This is a genomic window from Azotobacter salinestris, assembly GCF_009363155.1.
Classification (GTDB): domain Bacteria; phylum Pseudomonadota; class Gammaproteobacteria; order Pseudomonadales; family Pseudomonadaceae; genus Azotobacter; species Azotobacter salinestris.
Window position 1 is genome coordinate 2,982,218 of the sequence record NZ_CP045302.1, and the last position, 22,584, is coordinate 3,004,801.

General features: G+C 63.1%; 15 protein-coding genes, 1 tRNA gene, 1 pseudogene and 1 riboswitch. Of the genes and pseudogenes, 4 read left to right on the forward strand and 13 right to left on the reverse strand.

Annotated elements, in window-relative coordinates:
• Nucleotides 1-57: 57 nt before the first annotated feature.
• From GCU53_RS13795 to GCU53_RS13805, 3 genes are read right to left on the reverse strand one after another with little or no spacing between them, the layout of a single operon-like run.
• Nucleotides 58-2,457: a fimbria/pilus outer membrane usher protein gene (locus GCU53_RS13795; protein ID WP_167520068.1), complete on the reverse strand. Its 2,400-nt coding sequence runs from the start codon at nucleotides 2,455-2,457 to the stop codon at nucleotides 58-60.
• On the reverse strand, nucleotides 2,429-3,175 hold the full coding sequence (locus GCU53_RS13800) for a fimbria/pilus periplasmic chaperone (RefSeq protein ID WP_152388127.1): 747 nt from the start codon (nucleotides 3,173-3,175) through the stop codon (nucleotides 2,429-2,431). The genes GCU53_RS13795 and GCU53_RS13800 overlap by 29 nt, the downstream gene beginning before the upstream one ends.
• Nucleotides 3,175-3,708 (reverse strand): Csu type fimbrial protein, encoded by a 534-nt coding sequence (locus GCU53_RS13805; protein WP_167520070.1) that lies wholly within the window; start codon nucleotides 3,706-3,708, stop codon nucleotides 3,175-3,177. The genes GCU53_RS13800 and GCU53_RS13805 overlap by 1 nt, the downstream gene beginning before the upstream one ends.
• 611 nt (nucleotides 3,709-4,319) lie before the next feature.
• Here GCU53_RS13805 and GCU53_RS13810 point away from each other — a divergent pair.
• Both GCU53_RS13810 and GCU53_RS13815 read left to right on the forward strand, forming a co-directional pair.
• Nucleotides 4,320-4,603: pseudogene (locus GCU53_RS13810) on the forward strand (transposase); the annotation flags it as partial.
• 96 nt (nucleotides 4,604-4,699) lie between these two features.
• On the forward strand, nucleotides 4,700-5,680 hold the full coding sequence (locus GCU53_RS13815; RefSeq protein WP_152385958.1) for an IS5 family transposase: 981 nt from the start codon (nucleotides 4,700-4,702) through the stop codon (nucleotides 5,678-5,680).
• Between the two features lie 164 nt (nucleotides 5,681-5,844).
• Here GCU53_RS13815 and GCU53_RS13820 read toward each other — a convergent pair.
• The 3 genes from GCU53_RS13820 to GCU53_RS13830 form a co-directional block, all read right to left on the reverse strand.
• Nucleotides 5,845-6,791, reverse strand: a protein-coding gene (locus GCU53_RS13820) for an IS630 family transposase (protein ID WP_152388129.1) whose coding sequence is annotated in 2 segments (ribosomal slippage) — nucleotides 5,845-6,452 and nucleotides 6,452-6,791 — 948 coding nt in all. Because the reading frame shifts where the segments join, the coding sequence is not laid out codon by codon here.
• Nucleotides 6,792-6,894: 103 nt separating this feature from the next.
• Nucleotides 6,895-7,992, reverse strand: a complete 1,098-nt coding sequence (locus tag GCU53_RS13825) for an IS630 family transposase (protein ID WP_152385966.1) — start codon at nucleotides 7,990-7,992, stop codon at nucleotides 6,895-6,897.
• A gap of 358 nt (nucleotides 7,993-8,350) precedes the next feature.
• On the reverse strand, nucleotides 8,351-9,520 hold the full coding sequence (locus GCU53_RS13830) for a calcium-binding protein (RefSeq protein ID WP_152388130.1): 1,170 nt from the start codon (nucleotides 9,518-9,520) through the stop codon (nucleotides 8,351-8,353).
• A 1,535-nt stretch (nucleotides 9,521-11,055) separates the two neighbouring features.
• Here GCU53_RS13830 and tpiA point away from each other — a divergent pair.
• Nucleotides 11,056-11,811, forward strand: a complete 756-nt coding sequence (tpiA, locus tag GCU53_RS13835) for a triose-phosphate isomerase (RefSeq protein ID WP_152388131.1) — start codon at nucleotides 11,056-11,058, stop codon at nucleotides 11,809-11,811.
• A 384-nt stretch (nucleotides 11,812-12,195) separates the two neighbouring features.
• On the opposite strand, the gene GCU53_RS13840 is transcribed toward tpiA, so the two are convergent.
• Nucleotides 12,196-13,497, reverse strand: a complete 1,302-nt coding sequence (locus tag GCU53_RS13840; RefSeq protein ID WP_152388132.1) for an MFS transporter — start codon at nucleotides 13,495-13,497, stop codon at nucleotides 12,196-12,198.
• A gap of 257 nt (nucleotides 13,498-13,754) precedes the next feature.
• Here GCU53_RS13840 and GCU53_RS25510 point away from each other — a divergent pair, with 257 nt between their 5' ends.
• Complete coding sequence (locus tag GCU53_RS25510; RefSeq protein WP_167520003.1) at nucleotides 13,755-13,907, forward strand: hypothetical protein; 153 nt, start codon at nucleotides 13,755-13,757, stop codon at nucleotides 13,905-13,907.
• 201 nt (nucleotides 13,908-14,108) lie between these two features.
• On the opposite strand, the gene GCU53_RS13845 is transcribed toward GCU53_RS25510, so the two are convergent.
• From GCU53_RS13845 to GCU53_RS13870, 6 genes are all read right to left on the reverse strand, one after another.
• A tRNA-Arg gene (locus GCU53_RS13845) sits at nucleotides 14,109-14,185 on the reverse strand.
• Nucleotides 14,186-14,341: 156 nt separating this feature from the next.
• Complete coding sequence (locus GCU53_RS13850) at nucleotides 14,342-16,435, reverse strand: multicopper oxidase family protein (protein WP_152388133.1); 2,094 nt, start codon at nucleotides 16,433-16,435, stop codon at nucleotides 14,342-14,344.
• A 292-nt stretch (nucleotides 16,436-16,727) separates the two neighbouring features.
• Nucleotides 16,728-18,788 (reverse strand): multicopper oxidase family protein, encoded by a 2,061-nt coding sequence (locus tag GCU53_RS13855; RefSeq protein ID WP_152388134.1) that lies wholly within the window; start codon nucleotides 18,786-18,788, stop codon nucleotides 16,728-16,730.
• A 339-nt stretch (nucleotides 18,789-19,127) separates the two neighbouring features.
• Nucleotides 19,128-20,006: a calcium-binding protein gene (locus tag GCU53_RS13860; RefSeq protein WP_244306768.1), complete on the reverse strand. Its 879-nt coding sequence runs from the start codon at nucleotides 20,004-20,006 to the stop codon at nucleotides 19,128-19,130.
• A gap of 88 nt (nucleotides 20,007-20,094) precedes the next feature.
• A riboswitch (cyclic di-GMP riboswitch) is annotated at nucleotides 20,095-20,169 on the reverse strand.
• A 128-nt stretch (nucleotides 20,170-20,297) separates the two neighbouring features.
• Complete coding sequence (locus GCU53_RS13865; RefSeq protein ID WP_152388136.1) at nucleotides 20,298-21,044, reverse strand: TerC family protein; 747 nt, start codon at nucleotides 21,042-21,044, stop codon at nucleotides 20,298-20,300.
• A 104-nt stretch (nucleotides 21,045-21,148) separates the two neighbouring features.
• Nucleotides 21,149-22,453 (reverse strand): CitMHS family transporter, encoded by a 1,305-nt coding sequence (locus GCU53_RS13870; protein ID WP_152388137.1) that lies wholly within the window; start codon nucleotides 22,451-22,453, stop codon nucleotides 21,149-21,151.
• Nucleotides 22,454-22,584: the final 131 nt, after the last annotated feature.

A 22,584-nucleotide genomic window follows, 5' to 3' on the forward strand; every position in this document is an offset into this window, starting at 1 on the left:
TTCCAGATATGCTGGAACCATGGAGTAAACGCATCTCATCGCCCTCTCATTCCGAAGCTATGGCTCGATGCCATGACAGAGGAAACTGCCCAGATCATGGATTGGCTCATCGCTCTCTGGAACCTCAAGCATGATCTCGCAGTGTTGTCCGCGCCACTCCACGGCGAGCCTGTTGCTAGAGTTCAGTCTGGTCAAAAAGACTTCACCACGTAGTCCAACCGGAAATACTCTTCCATCTTCCAACGTTACAACCGCTCCAAGGGGCAGTATCTCTCCATTTTCCAATTTGATTCTAAAAAATGCATTACGGCTGCGCTCGACCTCAAAGCCCAAGACCACGCCACTGCGGGCATAAGGAATAGCGATCTGTTCCAGTTTACCAATATTGGCTTCTATGGGCAGATCGGCCTGCTCGATGCGGATCTTATTCCGCTCGTAGGAGCGCAGACGTGGAAGCAATGCACGGCCATTATCATCGGTACGAGCCACTTCCTGGTTCTCGGCATAGACGCGCACATTCGAAAATCCGGGAAGCTCCACGACAGCAAAGCTGTCGCTGATTCGACGGCTGGCGAACACCCCTCCGCCCAGTAGCGCCACTCCACCGCTGGCATCGACTCTTGTGCTGCTCTGGCCATAGCTATTCGTTGTTGCCAGTTGATAGGTCCCGAAATCATTCTGATAGCTTAGACTTCCCTCACGATAATCGCTATCACCCAGACCTGCCTTCAGGCGATAACCAAAGCCACTGCCCATCGGCAAGCTCCGTTGCAGTTGCAGGGTGCCCTCGCGCCGGTCAGCACGATGACTGGCGTTGATACTGGCAGTAGTACGTTCGAAGCCATTTAGCGGCAGAGTGAAATTCAGGCTGAAACTTGTCTCGTGATTATCCAGAAAATGCAGGGCCGAAAGGCTAAAGTATCCCCATTTGCCAAACCCTTGACTGTACCCGACCGAAATAAACTCGACATCCTCTTGCTCTTGGAGGCGATAATCCTGCTGGATATAGTTCAGGCTGAAACTGCCACTACCAAATCCGGCAACACTGATGTAGGCGTTCATCTGCCGGGCAGGAAGTGGATTGCTCTCGCTGGATATGCCAAGCCGCACGAAGTGTTCGCTGGCAAATTGACCATTAATCCCGAAGTTCACATTTCTGTCCTGCTGCTGCAAGCCGAGCGTGAGTAGTTGCCCCGCTTTACCGTCAGCCCGACTGGCTGCTATCGCCGAATTGATCTCACCGCCCCAGGGCAGTAACCAGGCGCCACCGGCTCCAACGGTCTGCTGGTCTCGAAGAAACTGGCCGTGAATCTCCGAAGTAAAGTAGTTAGTTTGCCCCTGTCGGTGGGTGGCTGTTGCAACGAGGCGGCCATAATCATTGCTGGACAGGCCGTAATTTTCGCGAATGCTCCCCAGTTCGACGGTATAGTCCTGAAGGCCGGGGCGCAGTAGCCGGCTGCTGGCATAGAAGCTCTGCGTAATCACCTGTTCGCGACCGAGAATATCGCGGATCACCAGGCGTGCCTCGCCCGAGCCGGTAACCACGGGTACCTCATCGATGGTGAAGGGGCCAGGCGGGATATCACGGCGTGCGCGCAGTGCATCATTAACATACAGGTCGGCAGTGGAAGGCAGGCTTGCTTCGCCGGACATGCTCTGCAAGGGCAGGGTCACGAACTCTGGTCGAGTGCTGAAATTGGTCCCCCACTGCAGCCCCCCGAACCGCACCCCACCACTCCAACTGGTGCCATGGCTGGCGGTGTCCCCGAGCAGCAGAGTGCGCATGTTATCGGGGTCGTCCCTGCGCCAGTTGGAATCGAGACGGACAAAGGGATCGCCAACCTCCTCGCTTTGCTGCCTCGCCAGAAAGCTGCTGCCGCCACTGCCCCAGCCATTGAAGGCGCCAAGCTCAAACAGCTCGCTTGAGCTGTGGTCATTCGAAGCCTGGGTAGATGACAAGTCATAGTTGAAATAGGCGCCTAAAGGCGATGGCATGGGGCTGTTGTCGTCAAATTTATCACCGCTCAGGCGAATGGCTTCGAATAGGTTCGCCGGTGCTTGCAGGTCGAGCGTCAGCAGACTCGGATCAATGTGGTAGCGCAACCCGGCATAGGCCGCCAGCGGGTAATAGGCTTCGCCCGCATATCGGACAGGAGTGGCTTGTGGCGTATGCAGGCGCAGTTGACGCAGGTCCTCTGCACGCAACAACAACCCATTGTCAGGCTCGAGCAGAGCCAGCACCACCATGTGGCTGGATTGGCCGTTGAGTATCACCTCCAGCCAGGTTTCCTTGAGAGGGACTGCTGGCAGGCCTGTCTCGGCCGGCGGCCCCGCATCGGCCGCCTGCGCTCGGTCCGGCATCCAGATCAGGGCGACTATTCCTGAGAAAATGATTACAAATGTCTTGAATACAGCTATGGGTAAGCAGCTATTCCACCCGCAATTGGCTTGTGACATCCTTTTCATTGACCTTCGCCGACAGCTCTACCAGCTCGCCAATGGGAAGGCTGACAATGCCTTCAAGCGGCCACTCACGACGGACGCCTGCCAGTACGTAGACCGGATCCTGTAGCGTCATGATCTTGCCGTTACGCAGGAGTAGCTGCAGGCCGGACACATGGCCTTGTGCATTCCCCTGGTTGATTGTGGAAAGCACGAGCCCCTTTGACGTGCGCCGCAGACGCCATTGGAGTTGCGGCGCGGTCGGTGCCGAAGATGTAACGAAGACTGGCACGCCAAGACGCAACGCCACCTGCAAGCCTTGAAATCCCTTTGGCAGTGGCGCTGGCAGCTCCTGCAGGAAAAGACGGTAACTGAGTTCCCTCTGCGGGTCTGGCGCACGCCGCAGACCGATCCGGACAACCTGCGACTCGCCCGGCGCCACGGTAAAGATCGGTGGCATGGCCAACAACTCATTGGTTGGACTGTAGCGGTCAGCGCCCTGCTCTTGCATCCAGCTAAACAGCTCAAGCTGGATTGAAACAGGAGTTGCCCCAGAGTTGATCACTCGCAGGGCCATGATCTTTTGTCCAGCAGACAGCGTCACTCGTATTGGGCTTACCGAAAAGCTACCGGCAAGAACCGATCCACTCAGCCTCATACAGGAGAAGGCCACGAGGAGAAGAAGGCCGAGCCTTACGGCTCGGCACTCCAAAAGCTTAAGGAGCATAAGCATCAGAAGATAACGGTGGCGACAACGGTATCTGCATAGTTGCCGACGGCAACGTTCTGACCAGCCGGAATCCGGCCATATACGGTATGCACCTCCTCCAAGCCAGTACCTATGCTTTCGACATCCACCGTCGCGTCATCACCCCAAACTGTGGTACGTCCGGCATTGCTATAAAGGTCGTAAGACAGGAAGTCGCCGCCATTAGTCATTTGGCGAAGGGGAGCTGCACCGGTAGAACCGGAGTCGGCATTCAAGCCTTCGCCCAGGGTTATCTGAACCGGTGCGTCTTGAGTGCAGGTAATATTGACAGTACCTGTTGCATCGAGGTCGGCAGAGGCATGGGTTACAACGGGATCATAATCGCCAAATGCCAGCGGAGTCGTAGTGATACTACAGTTGGGAATAACGGTGGCGCTGACATCAAGGTTGGCAGTTTCCTCTGCGCGAGCGGTAATAGCCAGACCGCCGATCAAAATAACACAGACAACCCGTGTGGCTTTGCATATGACTTTTAGTGAAAAAATCTTTTTGTTCATGGTCTCTATTCCTTTAGAGAAGCAAGCTTGCATATCCACCTTTCAACAAATCACCCTTCAAAATACTCAACGCCAGCCCAGTGACACCAAAGCAAGGGCCAAGACAATGCGATCGAACTCACCGCCTGATGAAGCAGTCAAGCATATGAAGTTAGAAATCAATAACGAGCATGTTAATTACTGCCAGGCAGAGCACCTCCTTCGTCCTCATATAACCGCACACCCCTGAACTGCCCCTATTACAAGGCCAGCGCCTGCTCTATTGGATTATACTGCGGACACTGCATTACCGGACTCGGTCAAGCATCCACCATACAATACAGGTAGCTTGGTCGCTGAAAGATGCCACCCAAAAAGCTCACCCTGAAGATTACCTTCCCTAAAATTCTTTAGTTTTCTGGGCTTCTCCAACTTTCGATAAGCCAAGCACGATTCTGCTTATTTGCAAGGCCACCCGCAATACTAGCAGCTTGACATTCTTACTTCTGGCACATTTATCCCAATAGCCAGAGAAAAAACACTTTAATACTTGCCCCAAGAAGTTAGGAAAACCCTGAAGAAGACTTCTCGAGTCTGGTGAAATATGTCGATTCCACTACCCGAGTTTCCCGATGAAGCAGATGTCCTTCGCCAACGCCGAGTACGCCGGCAAGCGCAAGCAGACCCGCAAGGAGTTGCTCCTGATCGAGATGGATCAGGTGGTGCCGTGGAAGGGATTGATCGCCCTGATCGAGCGCATTACTCGAAGGGTGCAGGCGGTCGTCCAGCCTATCCGTTGCTGGCGATGCTGCGTCTGCATCTGATGCAGAACTGGTTCGGCTACAGCGATCCGGCGATGGAGGAGGCGCTGCACGAGACCACCATCCGGCGCCAGTTTGCCGAGCTGAGCCTGGAAAGCCACTCTCCTCAGCGTCGTCGCCTGCTAGGGAAATCCTGAAAAAGACTTCCCGATTCTGGTGAAATACACCCGCTCCCTTGTCCGAGTTTCCCGATGAAGCAACTGTCCTTCGCCGATGCCGAGTATGCCGGCAAGCGCAAGCAGACCCGCCGCGAGCGCTTCCTGCTCGAGATGGACCAGGTGGTGCCGTGGCAGGGGCTGATCGCCCTGATCGAGCCCTACTATCCCAAGGGCGAAGGCGGTCGGCCCGCCTACCCGCTGGCAGCCATGCTGCGCGTGCACCTGATGCAGAACTGGTTCGGCTACAGCGATCCGGCGATGGAGGAAGCGCTGTACGAAACCACTCTCCTGCGCCAGTTCGCCGGCCTGAGCCTGGAGCGCATCCCGGACGAAACGACCCTCCTCAACTTCCGTCGCCTGCTGGAGAAGCACGAACTGGCCGGGGGAATACTGGAGGTGATCAACGGCTATCTGGGCGAGCGCGGACTGTCGCTGCGCCAGGGCACCATTGTCGACGCCACCCTGATCCATGCGCCGAGCTCGACGAAGAACAAGGACGGCAAGCGCGACCCGGAAATGCACTCGACGAAGAAGGGCAACCAGTACTACTTCGGCGCAAAAGCTCACATTGGTGCCGACGCTGAGTCGGGTCTGGTGCACAGCGTGGTGGTCACGGCAGCCAACGTGGCAGATGTCACCCAAGTCGACCAACTGCTGCATGGCGAGGAAAACGTAGTGAGTGCCGATGCGGGCTATACCGGCGTAGAGAAGCGCCCCGAGCATGAAGGTCGGCAGGTCATCTGGCAGGTCGCGGCCCGGCGCAGTACCTACAAGAAGCATGGCAAGCGTAGCGCCTTATACAAAGCGATCCGCAAGATCGAGAAGGCCAAGGCCCAGGTACGAGCCAAGGTCGAACATCCGTTCCGCGTGATCAAGCGCCAGTTTGGCTACACCAAGGTGCGCTTCCGGGGATTGGCCAAAAACACGTCACAGTTGGTGACGCTGTTCGCCTTGTCGAATCTGTGGATGGCGCGCCGATATTTACTGGCGAATGCAGGAGAGGTGCGCCTGTAATGCGGGAAACGGTTGCTGCGACGTGCTCGCGGCAGCTAAAAAACGCAGAAACGAGCGGGTGATCTGATCGTTTTTGATCGATTCTCCGCTTTCAAAGTCGGCGGGGGGCTGAAGTCAGCCAGAAATACATGACTACTTCAGACCATCCCTAGAGCATTTTTACCTTATTCCGATTCATATCCGGCTGCCTCGAAGTAGTGCCTGCAGTCCTGTGCAGAGAACTGCGCAATCGCCTCGCCAATGCTCTGCCACAGCTGCGGCACGGTCCGCGCCGCCGCCTTTCTCAGCAGTGCCTTGAGCTTGGAGAAGGCCATCTCGATTGGGTTCAGGTCGGGGCTATAGGGTGGCAAGTAGCGCAGTGTGGCTCCTGCGCCTTCGATGGCCTGGCGTACCCCCGCTACCTTGTGGGCCGGTAGGTTGTCCATCACCACGATATCGCCGGGCGTCAGCTCGGGTACCAGAACCTGCCCGACATAGGCCAGGAAGGCCGGGCCGTTCATGGCGCCATCGAGCACCCGCGGTGCGCTCAGGCCATCCAGCCGCAGGCCGGCGGTAAAGGTCGTGGTTTTCCAGTGGCCGTGGGCTATCGCGGCCCGGCAGCGCTCGCCGCGAGGGGCCCAGCCCCGCAGGCGGGCCAGGTTCGTCGAAGCGGCGGTTTCGTCGATGAAGATCAGCTTGTGCCAATCGAAACCGGACTGCTCCTCGATCCATCCCTGTCGGGCTGCCTGGACGTCCGGCCGTTGCTGCTCGGCTGCATGCGCCGTCTTTTTTTGAACGTCATGGCGTGCCGGTCGAGAAACGTCCACATCGTCGCCAGGCTGACACGGACGCCACGCTCCCGTTCGAGGGGCGCGGCGAGTTCGGCCAGCGTCAGGTCGGGGGTCTGCTCGAGCAGGCCGAGCAGGTAGTCCGCATGGGGATCGAGCCGCAAGCCCCGGGGCTTACCCTGTCGGCGGGCGACGAGCTCCCCGCCTTCCCGGAAGCGCCGTACCCAGACGATCGCTGTTGCCGTCCCGACGTCGAATCGCTCGGCGGCCTGCCGAGCCGACAGCCCACCCATGGCCGCGTCGACGACGCGCTGGCGAAGATCCGCACTGTATGCCCGAGCCATTCCGGTCCCCTTGTCCGAGGGGGAAAGGAGAACCGGAATGACCAGGAAGAGCAACCCCTGTATGTCGAATTCGTATTTTCTAAAAATGCTCTAGTGTGGTGAATCACAAGTTCGCTTCATTATTTCTTTGCAAGGCTCGAGCAGCCCTGCCGACAGAGGCCAGGATTTCACCTGCTCCCTTACGCCAGCGGAAGGGCCTTGGATTCTGGTTGTAAGTCGCCAGGTAATACTCGATGGACTGCTCGAGATCCTTCACGCTGGTATGGGCCTGGCGCCTTATCCACTTCTGGGTGAGCATCGAGAAAAAGCGCTCCACCAGATTCAGCCATGACGCGGACGTCGGGGTGAAATGCACGTGATAACGCGGGTGCGCGACAAGCCAGGCGCGCACCTTGTCGGTCTTGTGCACGGCATAGTTATCCATGATCAGGTGGATGGCCTTGTCGCTCTCGACCGTTTCCTCGATGGCCCTGAGAAACTCCAGGAATTCTGCGCTGCGGTGACGGCGCTTGAGACGTCCGATCACCTCGCCGGTGGCCACATCCAGGGCGGCAAACAAGGACGTCGTGCCATGGCGCTGATAATCATGGGTACGGGTCGCCGGATACCCAGGCTCCAGCGGCAGCCCCGGCTGTGTTCGATTGAGCGCCTGGATCTGGCTTTTCTCATCGACGCACAGTACCAGCGCCTTATCCGGCGGATTCAGGTAGAGCCCTACGATATCCTGCACCTTGTCGACAAAGGCAGGATCGGTGGACAGCTTGAAGGTGTGCTCCAGGTGAGGCTTGAGCCCGAAGGCTCGCCAGATACGCTGTACGCTCGCCGGTGAAATATGGGTGGCCTTGCTCATCCGGCGCGAGCTCCAATGACTGGCATCGTCGGGCCGGGTCTGCCGCACCCGGTCGACCACTTCCTGGACCTTTTCATCACTGATGCTGCGTGGGCGGCCTGAGCGCGGCTCGTCATTGAGGCCTTGCAGGCCCAAACGGGCGAAGCGAAGGCGCCACCTCGAAACGGTTTGCGCCGTAATGCCGAGCCGTCGAGCAATGGAAGAGCCGGACTCGCCTCGAGCGCAGGACAGAATGATCTCGGCGCGCAGCTGCATATCGGCAGGCCCCTTGTGCCTGGCTCGGCGGCGGGTGAGTTCGGCATGCTCGTGTTCGGTCAGTTCGATCCGAACGGCTGGGCGGCCTGTTTTCATCGCATGCCCTCCGAAAAAACTCTGCCAGCTCCGCGGCAGACAAGACTTATCCTGAGTAGTTGTGATTCACCACACTAGTATCGATAAGCAATGTTCAAATTTTTTCAGAGTGCATGACCAAGAGCTCGGCATTCAAGGGCAGGCACAAGCGCCAAGGTCGTTATCGACTTGTGCATTTGTTCAGCGGGGAAAATCGAGATTGGGGAGATCAGTGGGCCGGGCGGCCTGGAGGACGACGGCTTCGACGACGATCTGGATTGGCGGCGGGCGGCGCTTCTCCAGCCAGAAAGGCCCCGGCAAGGTGCCGGGGCCGGTCGGGGCGAGGAGGTTGCCCCAGGAGCGGGTGATCCTGCCCGGCTCAGACGACGATGTCCGTCAGCGCCAGGCTGTTCACGCCGGTGAGAGCGATGGCGAAGTCCGCGGCAGTGTTGTTGTCCACGTTGCCGTAGAGCACGCCCTGGTCGAACTTCAGCTGCCCGGCAGCGGAGAAGTCCGTCGAGCCGGTGAGGAGGGTGCTGAAGGCATTGTCGGCGCCCGTGGCCGTGTTGGCATCCAGCGTCGACAGATCAATCTTGTCTTCGCCCCGGACGAAGTCGCTGATGACATCCCAGGTGCTGCTGGTCAGGCCCGTGTCGGTGAGCGCGTTGAAGTCGAAGGTATCCTTGCCGGCTCCCCCGATCAGCGTGTCCTTGCCGGCACCGCCGTCGAGCCAGTCGTCGCCCCGGCCGCCGTCGAGCAGGTCGTTGCCGTTGCCGCCGAAGAGCTGGTCGTCGCCGTTGTCGCCGTAGAGCTTGTCCTCGCCGTTGTTGCCGTAGAGCTGGTCCTTGCCGTTTTCGCCGCGGAGCAGGTCATTGCCGTTGCCGCCCTCGAGCAGATCATCGCCATTGCCGCCATAGAGTTCATCCTTGCCGTTCTCGCCCCGGAGCTTGTCGTCGCCGTTGTTGCCCTCGAGCAGGTCGTCGCCGTTGCCGCCATACAGCTCGTCCTGGCCGTTGTCGCCGTGCATGTGATCGTTGTCGTTACCGCCATAGAGCGTGTCGTTGTTGTCGCCCCCACGCATCTCGTCCTTGCCGTTCTCGCCATAGAGCTTGTCGTCGCCGTTGTTGCCCTCGAGCAGGTCGTCCCCTTCGCCGCCGTACAGCTCGTCCTGACCGTTCTCACCGTGCATGTGATCGTTGTCGTTGCCACCGTAGAGTCTGTCGTCGCCATTACCTCCATAGAGGCCATCCTTGCCGTTTTCCCCGTAAAGCTCGTCTTTGCCGTTCTGGCCGTAGAGCGTATCGTCATCGTTGCCGCCGAAGAGCTTGTCGTCGCCGTTGCCGCCGTCCAACAGATCCTTGCCATCCTGGCCGTAGAGCCGGTCGTTACCGTTTTCGCCGTTCAGCGTGTCGTCGCCGCGGCCGCCGAAGAGCCAGTCGTTGCCGGCGCGGCCATTGAGCAGATCGTTGCCGCCCAAGCCGTAGATGAAATCGTTGCGGTTGGTACCGTTGATGGTGTTGTTACGGTTATCACCGAAGAGTATGGCCATGACTTTTGCTCCCTACTTATTAACGCCAGGGGATGTCTTGCCTGCTGGCATATTTGTTCCGGGTTCTTTCAAACAATAGGAATCTGCCGACCAGGTTGGTCGGTAGTTCTGTGCTGAAACTCGGCAGGGAGCAAGAATAGCCAGACCCTCTCCATCTGCAGAAAAAAGTCGAATGTATTCTGAGGCGCCCGATATTCGGTCGGCAGAGAAGCGGAATACGCAATTTTAATTGCCCGAGGTAATAATGTGCATATCGGCTAATTATGTCGACCGCTTTGTTTGCTGGCGGTTTGCTGGTCGTGGATGGAAAGCGAAGCCGATGCTGTCGATAACCGTCCGGCAGAAAAACCGGCAGGCGCTGAGTTGGCTCGGCGGACGAGAATAGTTGCATGGCGAATGGCTATTAAATGGCTGGCGGAATCTTTGCAGCGCTCCTTCATACTTCTCGCTGTGTTGGCAGGAGCCCTGTATCTCGAGGGTTACGGCTTGACTGGCGGTCTGCTGGAGGCCTCTGCCGGTGCACTTGCTGCCTGGCGCAAGTACCCGTTTCGTATACTTTCCGCAGGTGGGAAAAGAGGCGGAGTCATTACGGCAGGTTTGCTTGTCGACACTTTTTGCAAGTGTTGCCAGCTTGCCGGATAGCATTGTCCAGTAAGCTCGATGCTGGCTGATAGTTGCAGCTGGAGCGGGTTTGCAAGCGTGGTTTCTGCCTGCCATCCAGGCAGGCAAAGTTTCCCTTCAGAACGCTGCGGTGTGCGGATTATATTTACAGATTGAATATTGCGATGATCGGCGAGATTTTTCTCGGAAGCCGGCAAGTGGGTTGCCGAGCTTCGAGTTGGAGTAGTGCGGTGACGGGCGAATAATTGATGGGCGAAAATTCGCAACGGAGCCTTGCATACCTTGCTTCAATGTTTTCTTTGCGCCGGCGAATATTGTTCGAGGACATCCGGCGATAGGGCGGCGAGCCTGTTGTTCGAATGGCGGGCGCCGCAAGCCAATGGCCGCCCGTTGCGGGGCCGAAGCGGGAGGCCGTCGTGACACGGCCGATCGCCCAGGCGCAGAAAACCCGCATTGCTCGGATTCGGGCCGGGTTATTGGTAAGATTTCCAAAATATTGCTGTGGAAATCCGCCCATGCGGGTGCCTGCCCGTGCCCTCGCGGCCGCCAACGCAGCATGGGTTGCTCCCCAGGCGCCATTCCGTACGCCAGAACGGTCTTGTCCGCCCTTTGTCCTGCTCCTTGGCTGGAGCGATCGAGCGGATACCATTCATTGAGCGGGATCATGGGATGCAAGCGAACGGACAGACCCCTGGCGCCGTCGAAGGGAACGCGCGGGAATGATCCCGCGATCTCGACCTTCGCGCCGAATAACCGAACGACAGGAACTGCTCGCGCCCGCCGGCCCGCCGGCCAAGGCGCCGAGCCCGACACAGGACACCCGGAACCATGAATAGAAAGAGCAAGACCGGCTCGCCATACCACGCCAGGCGAAGCAGCAACCACCCCCGGCCGCAGGACTGAGGAGACGAGCCATGCGTGGAAAACTGGTCATGGGCAACTGGAAGATGAACGGCAGCCTGGCCGCCAACCGGCGTCTGCTGCTCGAGCTGCTGCCGCCGCTGGCCTCGCTGAGGCATGTCGACGTGGCGGTCTGCCCGCCCTTTCCGTACCTGGCGCAGGTCGGCGGCCTGCTGGAGGGCTCCAGCGTGGTGCTGGGCGCGCAGAACCTCCACACCGCCAAGCACGGCGCCTTCACCGGCGAGGTCGGCGGCGGCATGCTCAAGGAGCTGGGCTGCCGCTTCGTGCTGGTCGGCCACTCGGAGCGGCGCAGCCTGTTCGGCGAGAGCGACGAGCTGGTCGCCGAGAAGTTCGCCGCGGCGTTCGCGGCCGGACTGGTGCCGGTGCTCTGCGTCGGCGAGACCCTGGCGCAGCGCCGCGACGGCAGCACCGAGACGGTCATCGCCGATCAGCTGCAGGCGGTGATCCGGCGCGTCGGCGGCCAGGCGCTGCTCTCCGGGGTGATCGCCTACGAGCCGGTGTGGGCCATCGGCACCGGCGAGAGCGCCAGCCCGGAGCAGGCCCAGGCGGTGCACCGGCACATCCGTGCGCAGCTGGGCGAGTTCGATCGCGCCCTGGCCGCCGCCATGCCGATCCTCTACGGCGGCAGCGTCAAGGCCGACAACGCCGCCGCGCTGTTCGAGCAGCCGGACATCGACGGCGGGCTGATCGGCGGCGCCTCGCTGGAAGCCGCCTCCTTCCTGGCGATCTGCCGGGCGGCGCAGCGCTAGCGGCTTCGCGCCAGACTGTCCCGGATACAGCGCCCCTCTCCTCCGGCCCCGCTCCCCGAGGGAGAGGGGCGCAGGACATTGACTGCCTCTGCGTACCCCGACTTTCCGTTTCTCCCGCCCATGCAAGAATTGGTATTCAGGCAGACGCTATCCGGTGGTCGCGCCGCAGGCGTCCAACCGCCCCGGGAGCTGGCTCCATGGGTATGACGACGATCCTGAATGTCGTCCGACAGCGTATCGAACGGGAGGTCTTGAGCCATACGGGACTGGCCATCGGCGGCGTGGATTACCAGGCGCACACAAGAGGCTCGGCCTCGCGCCGCCCCGCTGACAGCGCCCCGACGGCCCTGCAGCGGCAGGCCGGAAGACCGGCCCGCCGCACGGCTACACGGCTGCGGCGCCCTCGCGCGGCGCGGCGGTTTCGCTCTCGGGCACACCGCCGGGCGAGGCGTCCTCGAAGCGGTCGACCCGGCGCAGCGACTTGAAGCCCCACATCCAGCCTCCCGTCACTGTCAGCGTGCACACCGCCCCCAGCACCGCCGCCGGCACCGTGCCGAACCAGGCGGCGCTGCTGCCGGCGCGGAACTCGCCCAGCTCGTTGGAGGAGCCGATGAACAGCATGTTCACCGCGTTGACCCGCCCGCGCATGGCATCCGGGGTGGAGAACTGGATCAGCGAGGAGCGGATGTACATGCTGACCATGTCCGCCGCGCCAGCCACCAGCAGCGCCAGGAAGGACAGCCAGAACAGGCTGGACAGGGCGAAGACCAGGTTGGCCAGGCCGAACAGCGCGACCGCGGCGAACATGGTCATGCCGACGTGCCGGTCGAAGGGCCGCACGCTCAGGTAGAGGCCGACCAGCACCTCGCCGATGGCCATGGCGCTGCGCAGCGCGCCGAGCCCTTCCGGGCCGACCTGCAAAACCTCCTGGGCGTAGATCGGCAGCAGCGCCACCACGCCGCCGAGCAGTACGGCGAACAGGTCCAGGGAGATGGTGCCGAGGATGATCGGCCGCGAGCGGATGAAGTCGATGCCGGCGGTGAAGCGCTGCCAGGCGGTCGCCTCCAGGGTCTTCGGCGGCTCGGCGAAGCTCACCGGCACCCAGGGCAGCAGGCCCAGCGCGAGGGCGAAGCCGGCCAGGCACAGCGTGTAGCTCAGGGCGCCGCCGCCCAGCGCGTAGAGCCCGCCGCCGAGCAGCGGCCCGGCGATGGTGGCGCCGCGCATGATCATGCTGTTGGCGGCGATCGCCGCGGCCAGCCGCTCGCGCGGCACGATCTGCGGCAGCAGACTCTGCAGGGCCGGGCCGATGAAGGCGCGGGCGCAGCCGAACAGCGCCAGTACCGCATAGATCGCCAGGGTGTTCTGCGCGCCGCTCAGCGACAGCCAGAGCAGCAGACTGCTGCACAGGGCGCCGACCACCCAGCTGGCGGCGAGGATGCGCTTGCGGTCGTAGCGGTCGATCAGATCGCCGGCCGGCAGCAACAGCAGCAGCATGGGAACGAACTGGGCCAGCCCGGCATAGGCCAGCGACAGCGGATCGCGGGTCATGTCGTAGACCTGCCAGGCCACCACCACGGCCTGGATCTGCAGGGCGCAGACGGCGCCGAGACGGGCGATCAGAAAGGGCAGGAAACCGGGATGACGGTAGACGCTGGAGCCGGATCCGGAGGAAAGCGCAGGGGACACGTCGATACTCGCAGGCAAGGGATGAAGGGGAGGGCGCCGCTCCGCATGCCGCTGTCCGCAGGCAGCCGGCGGAGGACATGGTTTGTTACAACAGGGTGACACCGTCCGGCGTGCTTTCCAACCGCCAGGACGAGGTAGTGGGCGATTAGCGGCGAAAATCCGAGGCGAAATGTCGCATCTCATGAGCTGGGTCAATATTGACAAGCGTGAGCGCTTGCTAGATTCGAGCACGTCACCACGCCAAGGAGGGCAACCTCATGCTGATCTCTATCGTTCTCACCGTCGTGTTCGCCTGCTTCAGCCTGTTCGTGGCCGGCCTGTGCCTCGGACGCTGGATGCGTTCCTCGTCCGAGCGGACGGCGAACGTGCCCCACATGAACATGCGGGGCGTAGCGGACCATATCCGCTGAGCGAAGGCTGCGCCTGGCGCAGCTTCCCTGATGCTGCCGGGATCGGCCGGCAGCAGACAGGACAAGCCTGTAGGGCGGATGTCGGATGAACCCGGCATCCGCCTTTTTCATTGCGGGTTTTTTCGGACGGCAGGCAAGGGGGGGCCGCACCAGGCGCATCGGGCCGGCAGAGCTGGGTTTTCGATGCAGGAGCAGAGGAGATGGCGCGCTCGGCGGGATTCGAACCCACGACCCCTGCCTTCGGAGGGCAGTACTCTATCCAGCTGAGCTACGAGCGCGTTGCGGATGCGTCCGGGAGCTAGGGTTCGGTCGTGCGACCGGGGCTCCTGGAGCAAAGAGGCCATATTTAAGCATTAGCGGCGCGCTTGCACAACCCGGCGAGCGCGGCGCCTTTCGCGGAGCCGGGCGGCGCGGAGGGCGCCGCCCGGCTGTGCTCAGTGGTGAGCCATCGGCATGGGCGTGGGCATGCCGGAGTTCGCCGTGCCCGGCAGGGCGATGCGCACGTTCTGCATCATGCCTTCGTCCTCGTGGTCGAGGATGTGGCAGTGCAGCACGAAGTCGCCGATGTAGCGGCGATAGCGCGCGCGCACGGTGGCGGTGTAGCCCTGCTGCAGGAACAGGGTGTCGCGCCAGGTGCCCTGCATGTTGGCGTACTGGCTGGGGATGCCGTTGGCGTCCGGCACCGGCGCGCCGCTCACTTCGTTGCCCTCGGGATCCTTCACGGAAACGATCTGGAAGGGGTTGACGTGGATGTGGAAGGGATGGCCGAAGGAGAAGGCGGTCAGCTTCCACTCGTCGACGGCGCCCAACTCCAGCAGGCGGTCGAGGCGGCCCGGCTCGTAGGGCGAGCTGTTGAGCGGCACGGGTTCGCCGTTGCTGCCGGTGCCGATCTCGCCGACTTCGAACAGCGGGGCCTGGTCGGGGCTGCCGGGCAGCACGATCTGGAAGCCGAGGCTGCGCTGGCCGGTCACCTCGCTGGCGGCGACGTCGGCGTGCGGGGCGAAGGCGCTCAGCCTGAGGCCATCGGCCAGGTCGGCCAGCACCTTGTCGCGCACCTTGCCCTGCGGCATGCGCGCCTTGGCGGCGGTTTCCAGGGCCTGGCGCAGCACCGCCTCCGGCGCCTTGCCGGCAGCCGAGCCTTCCACCGTCACGTAGCCGAGCAGCTCGCGCGGGTAGCTCTCGTTGTTGACGCTCTGCTCGGGATGCAGGGTTTCGTCGACGATGCAGTAGGTGCCGGGCTCGGGGAAGACCATCAGCAGGTCCTCGCGGTAGCCGGGCTGGAACACCGTGGAGTCGCGCGTGGAGACCGCGTTGCGGGTCAGGCCGTCGCCGGCGATGGCGAACTGCGCCAGGGGCGCGCCGGTACAGGCCTGCTGGATGAACTGCTCGCGGGCCTGCTGGCCCTTGCCGGGCCTGGCCGAGGCCTGGGCCGGGTCGAGCTTGCGGAAGCTCAGGCGGATGGAGTCGCGCACCCCGGCATGGATGAAGCGCCAGCGCTCGACGGTGCCGGCCCTGGCGCCGACCACGTAGGGCTCGACCAGGCCGTTGATCGCGGTGCGCCGGCCGGAAGCGTTCCACACGGTGCTGCCGGTCGCGGTGATGCCGAACTGGCCGGCGTAGCTCTCGATGCCGCCGACGTCACCCTTGTCGCAGACCCACTTGCCGTCGGCATCGGTCTTGATCTTGCCGGCCTGGTCGCGGCAGGCGTAGGCGATCTGCTGGAACACCAGGACGCGTTCGCGGAAGGCTTCGCCGCTGGGCGCGGTCAGCAGGGTGTCGATGTCGCCGGGGATCAGGCTGCCGTCCTCGCGGGGCTTGGGAAGGCGGTCGCCGCGGATGATCAGCGGGCCGGCCATGCCCGAGGCGACCTGCAGCGCGGTCGCGCCGTGCAGGTGCGGGTGGTACCAGAAGGTCCCGGCCGGGTGGTCGGCCGGCACGTTGTACTCGTACTGGAAGTCGACGCCCGGGTCGATCTTCAGCAGCACGTTGTCGGCGTTGCCGGACGGGCTCACCCACAGGCCGTGGGTGTGCATGTTGGTGCTGTTGAAGCAGTGCGGGCCGTTGTGCTCGTCGCGCGGCTTGCAGCTCGGGTCGTCCTCGGGCAACTGGTTGCGCAGGGTCAGGCGGAAGGTCTCGCCCGGCCAGAGTTCCACCTTGGGCCCGATGTAGGGGATCAGCGGGTCGGTGGCCTCGCCCTGGAAGGCGCGCAGGCGCACGGCGTCGTCGGTGCCGGTGTCGGGGTTGTGGATCTTGCCGTCGACGTAGCGGATGGCCAGGTCGTAGAAGACTTCGGTGCCGACGTCGGCGGTCTGCGGGCGGGCCTGGAGCGGCGTGGCGGCCATCAGGCTCGGCCCGGTCCTGCCGGGCGCGGCGGGTGCGCCGCGCAGCAGGGCGGCCGGCGGTTCGCGGACGATGCGTGCGGCCGGCACCTCGGCCGAGGCCTGCTGGACGGGGACGAGTTGGGCGGCGACCCCGAGGGCAAGGCTGGAGGACAGAGCGAACAGACGGCTCCGGTGGAGGGTGGTCATGGGTTTCGTGGATCCTTGAATTTCTTCTTTGTGGTTGTGCCGCCGCGTCTATGCCATGGGCGGCCTCCTGCCTCGGCGAAACTGGCCGATTCCCGAACACCGATTTCGACATCATCCAACTGAAACGCTCGTCCCAGAGCGGTTTCGCAAGGCGGCGGCATTGTATTGAAAGCCACTGACCATGCCCATTGGGTTTGTGTGGAGTTGCCCGCAGGTTTTATCGCCGCGGCAGCGATTGCGAGCGAATGGCGAACAGCCGGCAGGAACGGGGCCGTCAGGCCCCGTCGCCGTCTCAGTGGTGGCCGTCAGGCATGCCGGTGTCGCCGCCGCCGGGTAGGGAGATGCGCACGTTCTGCATCATGCCCTGGTCCTCGTGGTCGAGGATGTGGCAGTGCAGTACGAAGTCGCCGGTATAGCGCCGGTACCGCGAGCGGATGGTGATCAGGTGGCCTTCCTGCACGAACACGGTGTCGCGCCAGGTGCCCTGCATGTTGGCGTACTGGCTGGGGATGCCGTCTTCGTCGGGGATGGGCGCGCCGCTCACCTCCCGGCCTTCGGGATCCTTCACGGACAGGATCTGGAAGGGGTTCACGTGGATGTGGAAGGGATGACCGAACGAGAAGGAGGTCAGCTTCCATTCCTCGACGGCATCCAGCACGAGCTGGCGCTGCATCTGTTCCGGATCGTAGGGCGCGCTTTCGAGGGGCGCCGGAGTTCCGCTGCTGAAGTCGATCTTGCCCACCTCGAAACTGGGCGGCTGCCCGGGCGCCAGGACGATCTGGAAGCTGAGGGTGCGCTCGCCGCTCAACTCGTGGTCGGCGATATCGGTGTTGGGGGCAAAGGCGCTCAGCTTGAGGCCGTCGGCCAGATCCGCCAGTACCCTGTCGCGTACCGCGCCGCGGGGCATGCGTACCTTGGCCGCGGTTTCCAGAGTCTGGCGCAGCACCGCCTCCGGCGCCCTGCCGGCGGTCGAGCCCTTCACCTCCACGTAGCCGAGCAGCTCGCGCGGGTAGCTCTCGTTGTTGACGCTTTGTTCCTGGCGCAGGGTTTCGTCGACGATGCAGTAGGTGCCGGGTTCGGGGAAGACCATCAGCAGGTCCTCGCGGTAGCCGGGCTGGAACACCGTGGCGTCGCGCGTGGAGACCGCGTTGCGGGTCAGGCCGTCGCCGGCGATGGCGAACTGCGCCAGGGGTTGGCCGGTGCAGGCCTTCTGGATGAAACGCTCGCGCGCCTGGCGGCTTGTGCCCGGTATGGCGGGCAACTGGGCCGGGTCGAGCTTGCGGAAGCTCAGGCGGATGGAGTCGCGCACGCCGGCATGAATGAAGCGCCAGCGCTCGACCTCGCCGGCCCTGGCGTCGACCACGTAGGGCTCGACCAGGCCGTTGATCGCGGTGCGCCGGCCGGAGCGGCTCCACAGGGTGGGAAAGGTGCCGTTGGTCGGGACGACGCCGAACTGATCGTAGCGCTCGATCCCGCCGACATCGCCGGCGTTGCACAGCCATTTGCCGTCGGCATCGGTCCTGATGTCGCCGTTCTCGTCGCGGCAGGCGTAGGCGATCTGCTGGAAGATCAGGGTGCGTTCGCGCAAGGGCCGGCCGTTGGGCGCGGTCAGCAGGGTGTCGATATCGCCGGGGATCAGGGTGCCGTCGCCCTCGACCCGCGGCAGGCGGTCGCCGCGGATGATCAGCGGGCCGGCCATGCCGGAGGAGACCTGCAGCGCGGTCGTGCCATGCAGATGCGGGTGGTACCAGAAGGTGCCGGCCGGGTGGTCGGCCGACACCTTGAACTCGTACTGGAAGTCGGTCTGCGGGGGGATCTTCAGCAGCACGTTGTCGGAGTTGCCGGCCGGGCTCACCCACAGGCCATGGGTATGGATGTTGGTGCTGTTGAAGCAGTGCGGCACGTTGTGATCATGATCGGGCGAGGCGGGGCAGCTCGGATCGTCGGCCGGCAGCTCGTTGCGCAGGGTCAGGCGGAAGGTCTCGCCCGGCCAGAGCTCCACCTTGGGGGCGACATAGGGGATTTTCGGGTCGACCGCCTCGCCCTGGAAGGCGCGCAGGCGTACCGCATCGTCGGTGCCGGTATCGGGGTTGTGGATCTTGCCGTCGACGTAGCGGACGGCCAGCTCGTAGAAGACTTCCGAGCGGGTTCCGGCGGTTCGCTGGCGGTCGGCGCTCAGGCGCTGGCCCGATACTCCCGGCTCGGGAGGGGCGCCGCGCAGGAGGGCGGTCGGCGGTTCCTGGACGATGCGCGAGGAGGCCGGCTGCGGACTGGCGGAGGCGACCTGGCCGGCGAGGCCGAGGGCGAGGGTCGAGGAAAGGGCGAACAGGCGCCCCGGACGGGTGAACTTCATTGCGATGGTCCCTGCTGTTGTTCTTTATGTGCCGCAGGCACATATCCGGCCGGTGGGCGGGCCCGTTGGCCGGCAGGTGCCCGATGGCGGCTTCCTGCCTCGATGAAGTCGGTGATCGCGAGGTACTGCACGGAGTGCCCACTACAGCCCGGAGTGCTCGTCCTGGTGCGGTCTGGCGAGGCTGCTCGAAGTCTAGCGGAGCGGCCGGAAAGTTCCCTGAGGCCCGACGAAAAGCAGGGGCTCGGCTGAGTGGGTGCCGAAAGAGGGGCGGGGACTGACGAAAATGCCCGCATCCTGCGATGCGGGCATCTTTTGTCGCCGTGGGTCTGGGGGGTGGAATCAGACGGGTTGGGCGAACTGGATGTCGTTGCTGGAGAAGTCGGTGACCCCGATCAGGGTCAGCGACCAGCTGTCGTCGCCGGCGATGCTCAGCACGGTGTCGTCGATGCCGTCGTTGCCGATATCGGTTTCGGTGATGGTGAACAGCGCATCGAACTGCGTGGCCGAGAGCCCCGAGAAGTCGAGGATGTCGGTGCCCTTCACGAAGTCGGTGACGATGTCGTGGCCATCGCTGCTGCTGGCGACCGGCTTGCTACCGAAGGTGAACAGGTCGGAGTAATAGCGGGTGTGGATCTGGGGGTTCTTGCCGCTGGTGGTGAAGGTGAAATCTTCGCCTTCGCCGAGCAGGCCGGCCATGATGTCCACGCCGTCGACCCAGACCGAGGGCACGCCGCTGCCGTTCTGGTTGAGCTCGATGCTGTAGCTCTGGCCCCCGGCCAGGTCGTACTGGTCCACCAGATGGCTCAGCCAGTTCGTGTACTGGGAAGAGAAGAAGCCCTGGGTGGTGACGCCGTCGAGCAGTTGGCCGTCAGCGCCGACATACTGTCCCAGGCCCTGGCCGATCAGCCAGTCGGTGAAACGTTCGCTGTGGCTCTCGTCCGCACTCACCTGGAAGCTGTAGTGGAAGGTGTCGGTGCCTGTGCCGCCGGTGAGGATGTCGTTGCCTTCGCCGCCATGGAGGTGGTCGTCACCCTGCTGGCCTTGCAGGGTGTCATCGCCGGCCTCGCCGTGCAGGGTGTCGCTGCCCTGCTGGCCGTTGAGCGTGTCGTTACCGGCACCGCCAGAGAGGGTGTCGTTGCCCTGCTGGCCGTTGAGCGTGTCGTTATCGCCAGTGCCTTCGAGCGTGTCGTTGCCTGTGGTTCCGTTGATCGTTGCCATGTTTCCTCCCCCACCCAGGCCCGCGGAGGAGGCAGATGTGCCTTGAATGCACGGGCCAGGGTTTACCGTCATTGGATGAAGTTGAACGTCTGGCGGCCCGGCCATCTCGGTGAGATCCGTGGCTTTCCGTGCTCGCATCGCTGCGAGGTTGGCTTTTGCAGGCAAAATGCTAGCACTGGTGCGGGGAGTCTGCTAGACCCCGAGGGGCGTGTGGGTATGCCGGCTGCGGGAGGGGCTTGATGCAACGAAAACGGGGCCGCGCGGGCCCCGTTTTCGTACGGCAGGTGCGGTTTACTGACCGGGAATGTCCTTGCTCAGGTGCACCGGCTCCGCCCGTGCGCGGCGCATGCGGATGTTCAGCGCTTCCACCGCCAGCGAGAAGGCCATGGCGAAGTAGACGTAGCCCTTGGGCACGTGCACCTCGAAGCTCTCGGCGATCAGCACGGTGCCGACCACGGTGAGGAACGACAGGGCGAGCAGCTTGAGGCTCGGGTGCTTGTCGATGAAGGCGCTGATGGTGCCGGAGGCGGCCATCATCACCAGCACGGCGACGACGATCGCGGCGATCATCACCGGCACCTGGGAGACCATGCCGACCGCGGTGATCACCGAGTCCAGGGAGAAGACGATGTCGATGATGGCGATCTGGATGATGGTGCCGATGAACTGGCCGCCGCCCCTCGGCGTCTCGTTGGTCTCGTCCTCGCCTTCCAGGCCGTGGAAAATCTCGGTGCTGCTCTTCCACAGCAGAAACAGGCCGCCGAAGAACAGGATCAGGTCGCGCCCGGAGATGCCCTGGTCGAAGAGCTGGAAGAGGTCGGCGGTCAGGCCCATCACCCAGGAGATCGACAGCAGCAGGAGAATCCGGGTGACCATCGCCAGCGCCAGGCCGAACAGGCGGGTGCGGGCCTGTATCTCCTTGGGCATGCGGCCGACGAGGATGGAGATCATGATGATGTTGTCGATGCCGAGCACGATCTCCAGCGCGGTCAGGGTAAAGAAGGCAACCCAGATCTCCGGGTTGGTCAGCCAGTCCATAAGGGGTCCTCTAATCGTCGGTTGAACGCCCGGCAGCCTGAAGGCTGCCGGGCGTGAGAGTCTGTACGCGACAGTGTGAAATTTTCGTCAGTACGCTGTGCCGCTCAGTTGCCGGCCAGCGGGAAGACGCCCATGACCAGCGCGGCGAGCATTATCGCCAGACAGAGCAAGGTTGCCAGCTTCAGGGCGAAGCGCTGCAGGTCGCCGAACTCGATCTTCGCCAGGCCCACCAGCAGGTAGGTGGAGGGCACCAGCGGGCTGAGCAGGTGCACGGGTTGGCCGACGATCGAGGCGCGGGCCATCTCCACCGGGCTGATGCCATAGTGGCTGGCGGCCTCGGTGAGCACCGGCAGCACGCCGTAGTAGAAGGCGTCGTTGGACATGAAGAAGGTGAACGGCATGCTGACCAGCGCGGTCACCACGGCGAGATAGGGGCCCATCGCGTCGGGGATCAGCGCCAGCAGGCTCTTCGACATGGCGTCGACCATCCCGGTGCCGGTGAGGATGCCGGTGAAGATGCCGGCGGCGAAGATCAGCCCGACCACCGCCAGCACGTTGCCGGCATGGGCGGCGATGCGCTCCTTCTGCGCCTTGAGGCAGGGGTAGTTGATGATCATGGCGAGGCTGAAGGCGATCATGAACAGCACCGGCAGCGGCAGCACGCCGGTGATCAGCGTGCCCATCAGCCCCAGGGTCAGCATGGCGTTGATCAGCAGGAGCTTCGGCCGGCGCGCCTCGGGGTACTGGGAAACGCTGACGTCGGAGTGATCTTCGCTGCCGTCGGCCAGCTGCAGCACGCCGAGACGCTCGCGCTCGCGCTTGCCGTAGAGCCAGGCCATGCCCAGCAGGCTGGCCACGCCGATCGCCATGGCCGGGATCATCGGCACGAAGACGTCCGACGGATCGACCTGCAGGGCACTGGCGGCGCGGGCGGTGGGGCCGCCCCAGGGGGTCATGTTCATGATGCCGCCGGCGAGGATGATCAGGCCGGCCATGATCCGCGGGTTCATGCCGATGCGGCTGTACAGCGGCAGCATGGCGGCGACGCAGATCATGTAGGTGGTGGCGCCGTCGCCGTCCATGGAGACGATCAGCGCCAGCGCGGCGGTGCCGACGGACACCCGCAGCGGATCGCCCTTGACCATGCGCAGGATGAAGCGCACCGGCGGGTCGAACAGCCCCGAGTCGATCATCAGGGCGAAGTAGAGGATGGCGAACATCAGCATCACCCCGGTCGGGGCGAGCTTGGTGATGCCCTGCAGCATCATCGGGCCGATGTCGCCGGCGAAACCGCCGAACATGGCGAACAGCACGGGGATGACGATGAGGGCGATCAGCGCCGAGAGGCGCTGGGTCATGATCAGGAACATGAAGGTCAGGACCATGGCGAAGCCGAGGAAGGTCAGCATGACGAGTACTCCGGAAGCAGGGAAGGACGCGCGGTCAGCGTGGGGAGGTCGACAGGCTGGACGACGGCTGGGCGTGGTCGGACGAATGCGGGATGGGGTGCATGGCAATCTCCACTCATTGTTTTTGTCGG